Below are 15,177 nucleotides of genomic sequence, written 5' to 3'. Positions count from 1 at the left end.
TCGATGGAAAACGAATCGGACCAGATGATGGTCGACGAAGCGCTCGAAGCGGAAACGGTCGAGGCGTTGCGCCGGTTGTTCGCCAACGATGCAGCGCCGGAACGTTCACCGCCTCCCGAACACCGCGAACCGTCGACGATGATCGGCGAAGTGACCGATACGCATCACCCCGATGCGATGGGGCTCATTCGCGTGAAGTGGGCTTTGCTGGACGACACCACGTGCGAACGCTGGCTCGAATGCGTGGACGGCATCAAGCCCCGCATCGGCGATCGCGTGCTGCTGCAATCTCCCGCGAACTGGCCCGAGTACCTGATCGCCGGGCTGCTGACGCGCAAAGGTCATGGCGAACCCGTCGAGCCGGTTATCGAACCCGCCATGGCGCTTTCCCTCGAAGCCGACCAATGCGTGCAGATCGCGGATGCATCGGGCTGTCCGCTGCTGCAGGTGCGCGCTTCGCCTGACGGGCCGGTCGTGACGCTGCTGAACCGGAACGTGAATATCGAAGTGGCCGGCAAGCTGCGGTTGAGTGCGCAGACGCTCGAACTGGAAGGCGGGCGAGGCGGGGTTGATATTCGAACCGAAGCGGATACCGTCGTGCGCAGCCGGTACGTTCGCCTGAACTGAGAAGGCGGCCTGACGTCATGCATCGTGAATTCTCCACCATCGAATCGTCGCTCGAGGCGTTCATCGATCAGCCCGATGATCCGACGCTGTTGATCGAGGCAACCGACAACGACGTCGTGCCGGTTCTCAAGATGATGCATTCCCTCGACGAACGACTCGGCGATGCGGTTTTCCTGAATTTTCCGTTTCCTTGCGACTCTGTCGACGCGTATCTGCAGACATGTATGGAAGCACTTGCACGTCAGATCGACGACGCAAGCAGCGCACGCATCGAACGTGGCGAAACAGGCTGGCCGCCGTTGCCACTGACATGCACCGACCCGAGGCGCGCGCCGGCGACACGGCTGCGCGAGGCTGTCATGCACGTTCGCACGCTGATGCCGGAAGGCACCAAGGTCGTGTGGGCATGGCTGCCGTCACCGATGGGCGATTTCGGTGGCTTCGCAAAGCTGGTGCTGCAATGCCTGGCACTGAACGGCTTTGAGGCGTGGATGGAAGGACATCGGTTCTGCATCCGCGACGACCGGAAGCATCCGTGCCTGATTCCGCTCGCTCGGGAGAAGAAGGCCGAGCATGTGCTGGTTCTTCCAGTCGACTTCTCGTCCGAAAAGGCGACCCGTCATCTGGTCGACATCGCGAACGATGCAGTGCATCCGATCGAGCAGCGCATGGGGGCCTTGCTGCAAATCGCAGGGATCGATCTTGCGCATGGCAGATTGCCCGAAGCGCAGCGCAAGTATTACGCGCTCTTTTCCTTCCACGCCGAGCGCAAGGATGCGACCGGCTGCGCAGTGGCCTTGCACGGTCTCGGCGATGTGGCGTTGCGCCACGGGTCACCACGCGATGCGAAGGACTGGTACGTGCGCGCGCTGCCGGCTGCGCTCGATGGCCGGAATCTGCTGGTCGTGCTGAATGCGTTGATGGCGACGGGTAGCTGTTGCAACACGCTCGGCGAGCATGCGAAGGCGGCGACTTATTTCGACCTGGCAAGCGGCGCGGCAGGCAGGCTGATGCTCGTGCATACGAAGATCGAGGCGATGGAGAAGGGCGGTGTCGCGCTGCTGGCTTGCGGCCAGGCGGCGGAAGCGGCGAAGAGCTGGATTGCAGCGAAGGGATTGTGTGAACGGTTCAGTTGCGAACGGCAACGTATTTCCATCCTCGATCGACTCGTTTCCCTCTACGGGAATGCCGGTCTGAAAACTGAGGCGAGGGCGTATGAGTTGGAGAAGGATCCGCTTTACATGACTCGCCTCCGTGGAACCGTCGCGCCGACGGGTCACGATGCGATGGCCGCCGGATACGAACGGGCTCGCCCATGAGTGAATTTGGAACCCGGTTGACGCGCGCGTCAGCGCCTACCGAGAGCCATTCAACGTCATCGGAGTCGAAGGCCGACACCGCATGCGACTCGCTGCTCGGCACGGTCAAGTCTACGTTCGATCCGTTCAAGCAGACCTTCTCGTCGGAAGGCGGCACGCTTCACCACGTCAGCGAAGCCGTGAACTCGCTCGCGTCGTTGCAGGGCATGCCGTCGCAGTTGCTCAACACCGGCATCGCGCAGATCCCGCTGCTCGACAAGATGCCGGGGATGCCGGCGGCCACCATTGGTGTTCCGCATCTCGGTACACCGCACGCGCATAGTCATCCGCCGAGCAGCGGTTTTCCGTTGCCGAGCGTCGGGGCGACCATAGGCAGTGGGTGTTTGAGCGTGCTGATTGGGGGTATTCCTGCGGCACGTGTACTGGATATCGGTATTGCGCCGACGTGCGGCGGGATAACGCCGTATTTCGATATTCAGACGGGCTCGAGCAATACGTTCATCGGTGGTATGCGTGCGGCACGCATGGGTATCGACATGACGCGGCATTGCAATCCGATGGGGCATGTGGGGAAGTCGGGCGGCGAAGCGGCGAGCGCTGCCGAGAAAGGCGAGGAGGTGGCGAGCGAGGCTGCTCAGGTGTCTGGCCGGGCGAAGTTGCTGGGGCGGGCAGGGAAAGCGTGGTCGGTTGGTAATGCGGCAGTCGGGCCGGCGTCAGGAGCGGCGACTGCTGCCGACGACGCATCGCAAGGAGAAGTCGCCGCCGCCGCGATGATGGCCGCGCAAACAGCGGCCGATCTCGCGTTCATGGCACTCAGCAACCTGATGGGCAAAGATCCCGGCATCGAGCCGAGTATGGGTACGCTGCTCGCAGGCGATCCGACAGTGCTGATCGGCGGGTTTCCGCTACCGGACTCGCAGATGATGTGGCACGGGGCAAAGCACGGGATCGGGAAGAAGGTCAAGCCGAAGTTGCCGAAATGGGTGCAGAAATTGGCTTGTGAATTTTTTGGTGAGCCCGTGTGTGCCGTCACTGGAGAGGTCGAGAACGATTTCACCGACTACGACACGGCTGACACGGTCCCGTTTCAATGGAGGCGGTACTACGGCAGCAGGTGGCACGACCGTGACGGTGTGTTGGGATATGGATTCCGGCACGCATGGCAGCACGAACTGGTGCTGATGCGAACACGCGCCGTGTACATCGATCCGCGCGGAACCCAATACACGTTCGCCAAAAGATCAGATGGCACCTACTGCGGTCATTGCCAAGGATACAAGATCGAGCAGTTTGACGGCAGGCACTTTGTCGTTCGCCACGATATAGAAGGTGACTTAGAGTTTGAACGTAGCTCGGCAACGGACCAATTTGCCAGATGTGTAGGCCTTGTCCGCGACGGGGCGCGTAACTGCCTGCACTGGAACGGAGACGGTCATCTACGGGGAATTACGCAAGCCGACACGCACGGCCAAGTCCGACGCGAGATTGTATTCAGATACGACCAATTCGGACGGGTAGTGGAGACTGCTTTAACTGATGTCAACGGTCATATCAAGCGCATTGCCCGCTACGCGTACGACGCAAACGGCTGCCTGGTCACACATTGCAATGCGCTTGGAGCGACGGCGAGTTACGCATACGACTCGCGACTCCGTATGGTGCGCCTCACTGATGCGAACGGATATTCATTCCTCTATCGCTACGACGTCCAAGGGCACTGTTTGGAGAGCAGGGGCCAGGATGGGCTGTGGCATGTGCAATTCCAGTACCACCCGGGACGGACGATCGTCACCGAAAGCGACGGCGGAAAATGGACCGTGCTCTACAACGATGCCGGAACGATCACACACGTCATCGACCCTTATGGGGGCACCGCGGAGTACGTGCTCGGTGCGGACGGCCGCATTGAGCGCGAAATCGATTCGGGCGGGTGCGTCACCCGCTGGCTTTACAGTTCAACCGGGCGTAACACCGGGCGTGTCGATCGATGGGGAAACTTATGGCCGCCAAAGGACGAAGCGCCTATCTTGCCGAACCCATTGGCGCATACCGTACCGGCTACTCCGCTTGCTCTGCAATGGGGAAAGGTCGCGCCCACGGATCTGACAGATGCAGTTCTGCTCCCACCAGAAATACAGAATGTTGCGGAATCGCTATTTCAGCATCGCACATTTTCCCCCAGCGAACAGCACGATGCCAGCGGGCAGGTCGTTTGTTATACAGACGAATATGGAGGAGTTGAGCGGTTTCGCCGCGACGCTTCGGGAAATATTATTCAGGCCTGCGACAAAGACGGACGTGAGTACCACTATGGCATCGCGTCGTGGAATCTGCGAGAAAGCGAGACCAATCCGTTAGGCAACACCGTCCGATATCGGTATTCACCCAAACAGGAAGTCACGGCTATAGCCGATGCGAACGGCAACGAAAGCGCGTACACGTATGACTACAAGGGTCGCATTACGAGCGTTATGCGGCATGGCGTGGTGCGTGAGACCTACGCTTACGATGCGGGCGACCGGCTGATCGAAAAGCGCGATGGTGCTGGAAACCTTTTGTTGCGCTTCGAGGTGGGCGAAAACGGCCTGCACAGCAAGCGCATTCTAACGAGCGGCGAAACACACACCTACTACTACGACCGCCGGGGGAATTTTACAAGAGCGTCAACGGACAAATTTGATGTCGCACTTACATACGACGCACACGGTCGCCGTACCGGGGACAAGCGCGACGGACGCGGGATCGAGCACGTATATGGCGACGGGCGGCTACGCAGCACGACTTACTTCGAGCGCTTCACGGTGCGCTACGAAGCCGAGACCGATGGTGAAGTGCTCATTCACGCTCCAGTCGGCGGTACGCATCGACTACAGCGTTCCTCCGATGGTCAGATTTTGCTGCGCCTCGGCAATGGTGCCAACGTGTTGTGCCAGTTCGATGCGCACGGTCGATGCGTCGGGCGGCTGACCTGGCCGGAGGGCCGCACAACACAGATCCGCTGCGTGCAATACCAGTACAGCGCGATGGGCGAACTGCGGCGTGTGATCGACAGCACTGGCGGCACCACAGAGTATCAATACGATGTCGCGCATCGACTGGTCGGCGAGCGTCGCAGTGGCGGGGGCGTGCGGCATTTCGAATACGACCGTGGCGGCAACCTGATGTCGACGCCGACGTGTCAATGGATGCGCTATGCCGAAGGCAACCAGCTTTCGAGCGCCGCGTGCGGCACCTTCCGCTACAACAACCGAAATCACCTGGCCGAGCAGATCGGCGAGAACGACCGTCGTACGACCTATAGCTACGACAGCCTGGATCTGCTTGTGCAGGTGAAGTGGGGCGATCAGGGCAACATATGGACGGCGGACTATGATGGGCTGTGCCGCCGGGTTTGCAAAGCCATGAATGGGCGGCAAACCGAATTTTACTGGGACGGGGACAGGCTGGCGGCCGAAAAAGGACCGGACGGACAGTTACGGATATACCTATATGTGAACCAAGAGGCATTCCTGCCTTTCATGTTCATCGATTACTCAGTCGTAGACGCATCTCCCGAATCAGGGCAAGCGTACTTCGTTTTCTGCAATCAGGTCGGGTTGCCGGAATGGATAGAAGACGCCGATCGACGAGTGGTTTGGCGGGCTGCCGAAATTGATCCATACGGCCTCATTTACACTACCACGGGAAATATTGTTGATTATGTGCTTCGTTGGCCTGGGCATTACTATGACCACGAGACTGGACTGCACTATAACCGATTCAGATCGTATCACCCGGGGCTGGGGCGATATTTGCAATCGGACCCGGCTGGACAGTATGGTGGGATTCATCTGTACGCCTACTCCAGCAACCCGACAATTGATGTCGATGTCCTTGGGCTAACGTGTCAGAATCCGAACCACCCTGATGATTGCGACGGCAAGGGGCCGGAACATGAACATCCGGGGGTACCCAGGCTTTACAGGGGAGCGCCTCTGGGCGGGGTCAACGAGCTACATATAATTGACGATCCGAGATTAATCGTGGACATGCCGTTCGTCGGCATCAACGCGCCGAAGTATAAGCGAAACGCTGCTGGATGGCTTCGTGATCTCCAGTATTATTGGGACGAGATAAAGGCTAGACATCCAGAAGCCTTCAGCCCCTTCAATTTAAGAATTTTGAATGGAGAAATTACACTAACCCGCAAAGATGGCACTCCCTATACGCCATTATCCCCCAAAAATGATCCAGTTTTCAGATCAGTATTTCCGCAGTTTGATGTCACCGGATTGCGTGGGCAGCTGCTGGTGCATCACCATATAGGCGGCGGAGGGCAAGCGGTGGGGATTCCCAAGCCTCTGCATCCCGGATTTGGTGGTATTCATAACACCGAAAAGGATCTTGGCATCTGGGGTGGCGATGACCGCACTGCAAAATTGCTCCAACAATTCTTGGATGACAATAATAATCTACCTATAGGTGACATATGAAACAAGGGAATCGCATGAGAGAGGTGTTGCGGTCGTATTTTAAACAATTCGATACGTATGATGATGAGCGATTACCTCAGATGCCTGTGCCGGATGATGCGACGCCGGGTATCTTTGTTGGGGCCGAGGAAGACGGCTGGGTCAGATGGAGGCCAAGGGAAAAGGATGAATTCTTTGACCTTGGCGAACTCGAAAACAATGCAAAAATATCCATTCCGCAGTCGATCAAGGATTTCATGAATTCTTGGTGGTTTGGCGATCTCGATGTGCAGTTCGGAGAAAATCGGTTTGCAATTGATCCCATCATCCCAGGCAATTACAGAGCTGATTTTTATTCGCGCCTGCTTGGTTATAAGCGCGCACACCAAGGGAGGTTGGAGTATATCCCGATAGGCATCTGCATGATGACAGGAGATCTTCTCGTGGTTGAGATCAAATCTGGCAAGGTGTGTACAGAGGAATTCGATGCGGGTGAATATCGAGTGATTAGCAACGATCTGGAGGAATTCTTCGAGTCAGGAAATTGACGATGCCACGGAGTAGACTTCACGATCTCGACAATGCGACTGCCAGAATTGTCAGGATTTGCTATTCGGCACAAGCCGGCGGCCCCTAGTGGAATTCGCTGGCCGGGCTATCATCATCTCCGTGTGCTGTAGGGCACAAATATAAACCGGACCTATGATCTACAGTCGTCACACAATTTTACATAACGTGAATTATCGACATTTTGTTTGTAGGAGCAAAGTAGTAATGTCGCATCTGAGCAAAGTTGAAATGTCGTAGTTCGAGGGTTTCGGCGCATGCTGGCGGCGGTTCGAACTGCCGGAGCGCATCGTGGGCCAACCTGGACTGATCACCATGAGCATGCGGGAGCTGGATCGTCTGAAGGTCGTGGAAGCCGTGATCGAGCAGCGTCTGATGCCTTGGCGAGCCGCGGAGCGGCTTGGGATCAGTCGACGGCAGATTGAACGGCTGGTCGCCCGGTATCGGGCTGCTGGCCCGGCCGGTCTGCTTTCGCAGCGCCGTGGCCACGCGAGCAACCATCAACTGCCCGAGGATTTGGCGCATCGTGCCTTGAGCCTGGTTCGGGAGCGCTACGCCGATTTTGGGCCGACGCTGGCCTGCGAGAAGCTTTGCGAATGCCATGGGCTGCAGTTGTCGAAGGAAACCGTCAGGAGGCTGATGACAGACGCTGGGCTCTGGATTCCGCGCCGGCAACGACCGCCGAAGGTCTACCAGCCGCGAGCGCGACGGGCGTGCCTGGGTGAACTGATCCAGATCGACGGCAGCGATCATCGGTGGTTCGAGGAACGGGCGCCGGCCTGCACGCTGCTGGTGTATGTCGACGACGCGACGAGCCGGCTGATGCATCTGCACTTTACGGCAACCGAATCGACCTTCAGCTACTTTGAGGCGACGCGGGCGTATCTGGAGCGCTATGGCAAGCCGGTGGCGTTCTACAGCGACAAGTACAGCGTGTTCCGCAGCCCGAATGCGGGCAAGACCGGCAGCAGCGTGACGCAGTTTGGTCGGGCGATGTATGAACTGAACATCGACACGTTCTGCGCGAACAGCAGTTCAGCCAAGGGGCGTGTCGAGCGAGCCCATCTGACGTTGCAGGACCGGCTGGTCAAGGAGATGCGCTTGCGCGGGATCAGCACGGTAGCCGACGCCAACGCGTATGCGCCCTCCTTCATCGCCACGTATAACGCCCGCTTCGCGAAGCCACCACGCAGCGACTTCAATGCGCACCGGCCGCTGCGTAACGATGAGAATCTGGATCGGCTGATGACCTGGCGCGAAACGCGCCGGGTATCGAAGTCACTGACGGTGTTGTACGACCGTGTGCTGTATCTGCTGGACGATACGCTCGAGAATAGGAAGCTGGTTCATCGCTATATCGACGTCTGGGAGTACCCGGACGGACGGATCGAAATACAGGCCGATGGCGAGGTATTGCGATGCCGCCTTTACGACAAGCTGGCGGAGGTTGATCAAGGCGCGATCATCGAACACAAACGCTTGAGTCACGCGCTGCAGGTCGCTGAAGCGATCCAGGCGCAGCGCGACAATCGACGGATCTCGGGATCGCCGTCGCGCGCCAATCGGGGGCTGCCGGTACGCGCCAAGGCATCGTTGCCCGGTGCCAAGAAGCAGCGTGCGTTCACCGAAGCCGACATCGAAGCAGCCATCCTGCAGGTCGCTTCGCAGACACATCAAGCAGAGTCGAACCGGCGGTCTGCCAAGGCCCGTGGGTGAACGTAAGCGCCCTGCTGCTTCAGGCTCGGCGCTTCAACACTGCATGACGGAAAACCGATGAAACATGCGACATCTGTATTTAGCTGGCGCTACGACATCTGAATCCGGGTATGACATTGTTTGTGGGAGCAAAGTTGTAATGTCGCATCTAGGCAAAGTTGAAATGTCGTAGTTCGAGGGTTTCGGCGCATGCTGGCGGCGGTTCGAACTGCCGGAGCGCATCGTGGGCCAACCTGGACTGATCACCATGAGCATGCGGGAGCTGGATCGTCTGAAGGTCGTGGAAGCCGTGATCGAGCAGCGTCTGATGCCTTGGCGAGCCGCGGAGCGGCTTGGGATCAGTCGACGGCAGATTGAACGGCTGGTCGCCCGGTATCGGGCTGCTGGCCCGGCCGGTCTGCTTTCGCAGCGCCGTGGCCACGCGAGCAACCATCAACTGCCCGAGGATTTGGCGCATCGTGCCTTGAGCCTGATTCGGGAGCGCTACGCCGATTTTGGCCCGACGCTGGCCTGCGAGAAGCTCTGGGAGTGTCACGGCATTCGGCTGGCCAAGGAGACGGTCAGAAGGCTGATGACAGACGCTGGGCTCTGGATTCCGCGCCGACAACGACGCGACGAGCCGGCTGATGGTGCTGCACTTCACGCAGACCGAATCGACCTTCAGCTACTTCGAGGCCACGCGAACGTATCTGGAGCGCTACGGCAAGCCAGTGGCTTACGCAGGCCGACGTCGAGCACGTGATCTTGGATCTGGCGCAACGTCGGCAGACCGCAAAGCCCTCAGATAAACCTGGCCGTCGGTCCGCAAAAGCAGGAGAAACAAACGTGAGCGCCCTGCCCGTTCAGGCGCCGACCTTCGACACTGCGTAACGGTCAAAACGAGGAAACAGAAGCAGCAAACCAACCTTAAAACCGGACATTTTTAAATGGCTGGAAGGTGGACATCTGAATCCGGGTATAACATTTAACAGGGTTGATACCTATCACTCCTGCGCCGCAACAGACTTAACTCTGAAGCGAACGAGTCAGACTCGTGGTCAGGAGATCTACGAGGATCGCCGCTGGTAGACTGCCTCGCAGCGACCGCGGCCATCGCACGCCATGGCCGATTTTCGGTGGATCCTCGCGCGGCGTTAGAATAGCGCCCCTTCTCACAGGAGACGAAAATGTCCTGGTTCGTTTACGAAGTACCTGAATACCACGAAGACGCTGCGCGCATCGAGCCCTTCAGCGACCTGCGTAGCCGCGTGCTGAAAGCCGGCGACCCGGCCATGGCCGACGAACTGGAAAGCGTTCGCGAGAATGCCGCCGCGACTGCGGACACGCCCGAGCGCCCGCTGCGTAGTCCGGAAAATCCGCATGTTTTTCCGATTCCTTACGCCGAATCCATGATCCTGGTTGGGTTCATCTTCGATCTGAAACGCGAATTCCGGCAACTGGTCGTGTCACCCGTGGAAATGCCCTGGCTCAAAGACGCGTAAATGGTGGTCGGAACGGACGCCGACGGGAAAGTTGTTCCTGGTCTGGAGCCGGGTCCGAATATCCAGTGCACGCTTTCGGATATACATGCGTCCCGTTGGAACCGCGCGTCGGACTGAATCAAGCTGCAAGGCTGTTAAAACAGGGGCGGCTGCCGTGGATCTCGCGGGGTACCGAGACGCGTTCGACATCTTTCTCTGCACGTTGCATCCAGGTTACGTTTTACGAGCAAAGTTGAAATTGTCGTAGCCCGAGGGTTTGAGTACATGCTGGCAGCGGTTCGGGCCGTCTGAGCGCAGCGCGAGCCGTAACGGCGTCAGGTGCGGTCGTCGAACGATCCGCGAAACCCCGGCTCGGCATCTGCATGCGTCCAGCTCGAGCATCACGCCACCCCGATCGTTTCCGCGTCGAATGACAATCAAATATCATATTATGATATATAAGGATCGCTGAATAAAACCTCCGGACGCCGTGGCAGCCATGCTCAGCGCCCGCTTGCCGGAACCTGTCGCGGGGCGTATGGTTGATTTCTCTATCGCCCTTTCCGGGAGATATCAAAATGGCTGCCATGCAATCCGCGGCCACGCCCCTCTCCGACGAGGAAGCCCGGCGCCAGCTACACCGCGCCGTCATCGCCAGCACGATTGGCACCACGATCGAATGGTATGACTTCTTCCTCTACAGCACGGTCACCGGCCTGGTCTTCGCAAAGCTGTATTTCCCGCAATCCCACCCTCTTGTCGGCACGCTCCAGGCGTTCCTGATCTATGCCGTCGGCTTTGTCGCACGGCCGGTCGGGGCGGCGATCTTCGGCCATTACGGCGACCGTATCGGACGCAAGGCCACCCTGATCGTGACCCTGTTGCTGATGGGGCTCGCCACGTTCGCCGTGGCCTTCGTTCCGACCTACGCCGCGATCGGCATCTGGGGCGCCGTTATCCTCACGATCCTGCGCTTCATCCAGGGCGTCGGCGTGGGTGGCGAATGGGGCGGCTCGGTCCTGATGTCGATGGAGTGGGCGCGCACCAATACGCATCGCGGTTTCGTCGCGTCGTGGCCGCAGTTCGGCGTGCCTGCGGGATTGTTCCTCGCCAACCTTGCCGTGCTGGCCATGAGCTGGCTTTCCGGCAACGCGTTTCTCACGTGGGGCTGGCGCGTGCCGTTTTTCCTCAGCATCGTGCTGGTTGCGATCGGGCTCTATATCCGCCTGAATATTCTCGAGACGCCGATCTTCGCGAAGCTGCTGGCCGAGCATCGAATCGAGAGGACGCCGATGCTCGAAGTGCTGCGCAAGCAGCCGAGGGATATCCTGCTGTCGGCGTTTGCGCGGATGGCCGAACAGGCACCGTTCTATATCTATACGGCGTTCGTGTTCACTTACGGGATCACGGCGCTAGGCGTCACGCGCGAACTGCTGCTGGCGGCGGTGCTGGTCGCATCCGTGGTCGAGTTCTTCACCATTCCGCTGTTCGGGCACGTGTCGGATCTGATCGGGCGGCGCAAGATGTACATCATCGGTGCGGCTGCCGTCGGCGTGTTCGGATTCATCTACTTCGCGATGGTCGATAGCCGGAATCCGGTATGGATCTTCGCGGCCATCGTGTTGTCGCTGGTCCCGCATTCGATGATGTATGGGCCGCAGGCTGCATTGATTGCCGAGTCATTCACAGGGCGGTTGCGGTATAGCGGCGCGTCGATGGGTTATCAGCTCGCGTCGGTCATTGCCGGTGGCCCGGCACCGCTGATCGCAACGGCGCTGTTTGCCTACTACCACTCGGGGTATGCGATCGCGGCGTACGTGCTGGTGTGTGCGGTGCTGAGCGTGGTCGCCGCATCGAAGCTTGGCGACTATACGAACAAGGATATTTCACGGGAATACGACGACGCTCGGGGCTTGGGGGATCATGGGCACGCGCCGCCGGTGACTTGACGCATTCGCCGGCTCAGGCAGGCGATGACGACCGCAGCCGCGATCCCATCGCGTCACGGGTGCATCGAGCCGCCTTGGGTAGGCCGATACGCAGGGCTGGGCCGCGCCGCGAGACGGCGCCGGGCGACGCAAAACATCGAGCAGCCCAGCCCGGAACAGGTCCGACGACGGGGCGCGATATGCGTGCTGCGCCGTTCGTGATTCGACGCTCGCCGTCCGGCGGGCGCGTTTCACATGGCTCGAAATGGGGGAAGCCGCCGGACGGTGAGAGCGCTGCTGTCGCGCAGCGGTTCGCCCGGCGTAACCGGCTTATCGCTCGCTGACCTTCGCGCGCGGCAGCCATTCCGCCACGGCGCCTTGCGTGCCCTTCAGATGGGCGGGAGTCGCGTCCTGAACGTGCGCGTCGAAGCGGCGTGCCGCCTCGGTGTCGAGATGCCGGCCGTCGAACGTCGACTGGCGACGGGAAATCATGTTGATGCGAAGACGTTTTGCCGCCATGGTCGGTATTCCTTGAAAAAACAGCTCTCGCCAACTGGCGAAGTGCCATAGATTTACGTGAGAAAGATGTCGCTGCGATGACGCGGTGCGCAACGCAAATCCCTCGCCCTCACCTCTTTCCTCCGGCAATCCCCCTCAAGCATCCACCCACATCCTCAACAGGTTGTGATATGCACCGGTAAGCCGCAGTAACGACTTCCCGTCCACGCCCTGCTGAGTCAATCGCTGGGTCGAAGCGCCCCTACAGCGGCCGCGCTTGTCGGCCACCGACTACGCCGTGATAATTTCCTTTTCGCGCATAATGCGCTCAAGGACAATACAGCAGTTTCCCACATCGACACCGGATTCACGTTGACCGTGGACAAAAATAATTGAGGGCCTCGCCGATGCCGGATTCCACTGGTTTTGATCGCAATGCATTCAGGGAATATCCACTGGATGGCGCACTGCTGCGCTTTCACCCCGCGACAGGAACGCACATCCGGATCGAGCATCCGGCGACCCGCCACTTGCGGCGCCTCGCCCCTCGAGTCGCCATGTTCGGGATAACGAACAAGTGCAATCTATCTTGCGATTTTTGCTCGCGTGACGTTCAACGCGATAGCGCCTGGTCCGTCCAGTCGGCCGCCGACGTCCTTCGCGGCCTGAGCGCGGCAGGAACGCTGGAAGTCGCCTTTGGCGGCGGAGAGCCGTTCGCGTTCCGCGGATTCGCCGAGTTGATCGACATCCTCCATGACACCACGCCGCTTGCACTGAACGTCACGACCAACGGAACGCTGATCCGGCGCAACACGTTTGCGCCCTACGCCGGCCGTTTCGGCCAGGTCCGCGTCTCGCTCTACGACGAGGTGCGCTGGCGCGACGCGGGCACGGTCCTGTCGGAATTCGGACAAAGATGGGGGGCCAACCTGATCGTCGACGACGCCGTGCTGCCGGGGCTTCCCGCGCGGCTGGCCGAACTGGCCGCGCTGGGTTGCGAGGATGTCTCGTTGTTGTCTTACATCGGCCCCGATCTGCGCAGGCACCTTTCGCCACGGGGACGGGCGCAGCTTGCGGCGATCGTTCAGGACTCGCCGCTTGCGTGCCGACTGTCCGTGTGCTTTGGCGACGCGGTTCCGGTACCCAGATTGTTCGATGGTGCCGATGGAAGTGGCGACTGCGGCGCCGGTCTGGACTTCGTTTCCATCACGCCTGACCAACGCATGCAGGGCTGTTCGTTCCATGACGGCGGCCTGCCCGCGAGCAGTGCGGAGGAGATCCTGCACGGGTGGCGGAATGAGCGTGCGCGCCTCGCGCAGCCAAGCGCACGGCGCGGTTGCGCACGTCGCAACGCAAGCGCCAGTCGAACCCGGTCCACGCCATCGGTCAGCGTGTGGCAGGCATTCTCCGGCAACAACAGCGGCGAATGCGTGATGGTCGCGAAGTTCGAGACCATCGCGGATGCGGACGCCTACCTCGCGCAACTGCTGCCGTCATGGGCACCCGATGCCGAGTACTCATCCGAGTGGAAGCGCCTGTTCAACGAAGAAGCGGTCGCGGGCCCGCAATTGTCGGGCGGAGGATCACCTCGCGAGCTGGCGGCGATCGGTCGCTCGGTGATCGCGACGGGATACGACGCAGAAGACCTGTTTCCGGAGTTGCGCGCCCTGGCCTGGAAGAAAGGCGCATACGTGGTGCCTGACGGCGTCCACGCTCATCACGTATTCCTGCTGGCGGCGGTGCGTGCGTCAAGCGCAGATGACGCCCGCACCCTGGCCAGCCTGACGCCCCATCCGGCCGCCAGGACCTGGCTGCATGGCGATGTCATCCTCGTCATGCTCGAATTGCAGGGGGATAGCGTGCCGGGTGAGCTTGTCGAGACTCGACAATGGCTCACCGCCTTTGCGGCCGGCCGGCCGCTCGCCGCCGAGCTCGTGTTTGAGGACATGGATGATGCGGCCATGCTGTCCGTGTTGAAGCGGCTCGGTACGGAGATCGGCAAAACGCCCAGGCTTGCGTTGCATTTCGGATGGCGTGATCAATCCGGCGAGAAAGCGGCTCGATTCGCGCAAATGATCGAAGACGGCCAGACGAGCATCGCAGGCAAATGTGTGTTGGTATCGGGCCTCGCGCGGCGAAAGCGGCTCGCTGTGCTCGCCTATCGGCAGGGTGCGCATGTCAGCGCCCTCGACGGATCGGAAGTGCGTGTCAGCGCCTATCTTTCCGTGCCTGATGTCAGGCCTCAACCGGGCCGGCGCGCAATACCCGGCGAGATTGATATTGGCCGGGTTGGCGAAGCGCTCCGCCAACGGTTCCCGGGCGGTATACGCATCGATGTCAAGGCGGGATATCGCCGAGGCATGGCGTTCGTGGACATCGTCACCGCGGACCCTGCATACGCTTTCGCACAACTCGAGCAGCTTGCCGCGTTGTTCGATGCCACGCTCTCCCTCTGGGTTCACGAGGTCGATCCGCTGGCATTCGCGGTTCGACGCGTGATCGCGGACGTCCGTGCCTGATCTGCCGTGCAACATGGCGGGTCGGCCGAACCAATGTCCTGCAGATTGAACATGTCCATGCGATGTCCCCGGCTAAACACGTAACGATACGG

The 15,177-nt window shown here is 60.0% G+C and carries 10 protein-coding genes and 1 pseudogene; 9 read left to right on the top strand and 2 right to left on the bottom strand.

Annotated features, from left to right (window positions below; genetic code table 11):
• The first annotated feature begins 3 nt into the window (after window positions 1-3).
• From ACN8ZM_RS22315 to ACN8ZM_RS22280, 8 genes and pseudogenes are all read left to right on the top strand, one after another.
• Complete coding sequence (locus ACN8ZM_RS22315; RefSeq protein WP_420212409.1) at window positions 4-627, top strand: hypothetical protein; 624 nt, start codon at window positions 4-6, stop codon at window positions 625-627.
• A 17-nt stretch (window positions 628-644) separates the two neighbouring features.
• Complete coding sequence (locus ACN8ZM_RS22310) at window positions 645-1,946, top strand: hypothetical protein (RefSeq protein WP_420212408.1); 1,302 nt, start codon at window positions 645-647, stop codon at window positions 1,944-1,946.
• Window positions 1,943-6,418, top strand: coding sequence for an RHS repeat-associated core domain-containing protein (locus tag ACN8ZM_RS22305; RefSeq protein WP_420212407.1), 4,476 nt, complete (start codon window positions 1,943-1,945; stop codon window positions 6,416-6,418). Before ACN8ZM_RS22310 ends, ACN8ZM_RS22305 begins: the two co-directional genes overlap by 4 nt.
• Window positions 6,415-6,945, top strand: coding sequence for a SecY-interacting protein Syd (locus tag ACN8ZM_RS22300; protein WP_420212406.1), 531 nt, complete (start codon window positions 6,415-6,417; stop codon window positions 6,943-6,945). Before ACN8ZM_RS22305 ends, ACN8ZM_RS22300 begins: the two co-directional genes overlap by 4 nt.
• 334 nt (window positions 6,946-7,279) lie before the next feature.
• On the top strand, window positions 7,280-8,680 hold the full coding sequence (locus ACN8ZM_RS22295) for an ISNCY family transposase (RefSeq protein WP_420210992.1): 1,401 nt from the start codon (window positions 7,280-7,282) through the stop codon (window positions 8,678-8,680).
• A 247-nt stretch (window positions 8,681-8,927) separates the two neighbouring features.
• Window positions 8,928-9,396: pseudogene (locus ACN8ZM_RS22290) on the top strand (helix-turn-helix domain-containing protein); the annotation flags it as partial.
• A gap of 450 nt (window positions 9,397-9,846) precedes the next feature.
• On the top strand, window positions 9,847-10,161 hold the full coding sequence (locus tag ACN8ZM_RS22285; RefSeq protein WP_043183771.1) for a hypothetical protein: 315 nt from the start codon (window positions 9,847-9,849) through the stop codon (window positions 10,159-10,161).
• Between the two features lie 557 nt (window positions 10,162-10,718).
• Window positions 10,719-12,089, top strand: coding sequence for an MFS transporter (locus tag ACN8ZM_RS22280; RefSeq protein ID WP_043183772.1), 1,371 nt, complete (start codon window positions 10,719-10,721; stop codon window positions 12,087-12,089).
• Between the two features lie 309 nt (window positions 12,090-12,398).
• Here the strand turns inward: ACN8ZM_RS22280 and ACN8ZM_RS22275 are convergent, their stop codons facing one another.
• Window positions 12,399-12,587, bottom strand: coding sequence for a hypothetical protein (locus ACN8ZM_RS22275; protein ID WP_043183775.1), 189 nt, complete (start codon window positions 12,585-12,587; stop codon window positions 12,399-12,401).
• A 135-nt stretch (window positions 12,588-12,722) separates the two neighbouring features.
• A complete protein-coding gene (locus tag ACN8ZM_RS22270; protein WP_420212405.1) occupies window positions 12,723-12,854 on the bottom strand; it encodes a hypothetical protein in 132 nt (43 codons plus the stop codon).
• Window positions 12,855-12,973: 119 nt separating this feature from the next.
• Between ACN8ZM_RS22270 and ACN8ZM_RS22265 the strand changes: the two genes are divergently transcribed.
• On the top strand, window positions 12,974-15,085 hold the full coding sequence (locus tag ACN8ZM_RS22265) for a radical SAM protein (RefSeq protein ID WP_420212404.1): 2,112 nt from the start codon (window positions 12,974-12,976) through the stop codon (window positions 15,083-15,085).
• Window positions 15,086-15,177 lie beyond the last annotated feature (92 nt).

It is taken from the genome of Burkholderia aenigmatica (assembly GCF_048627025.1).
GTDB classification, from domain to species: domain Bacteria; phylum Pseudomonadota; class Gammaproteobacteria; order Burkholderiales; family Burkholderiaceae; genus Burkholderia; species Burkholderia aenigmatica.
This window is presented reverse-complemented; position numbering and strand designations above follow the sequence as displayed.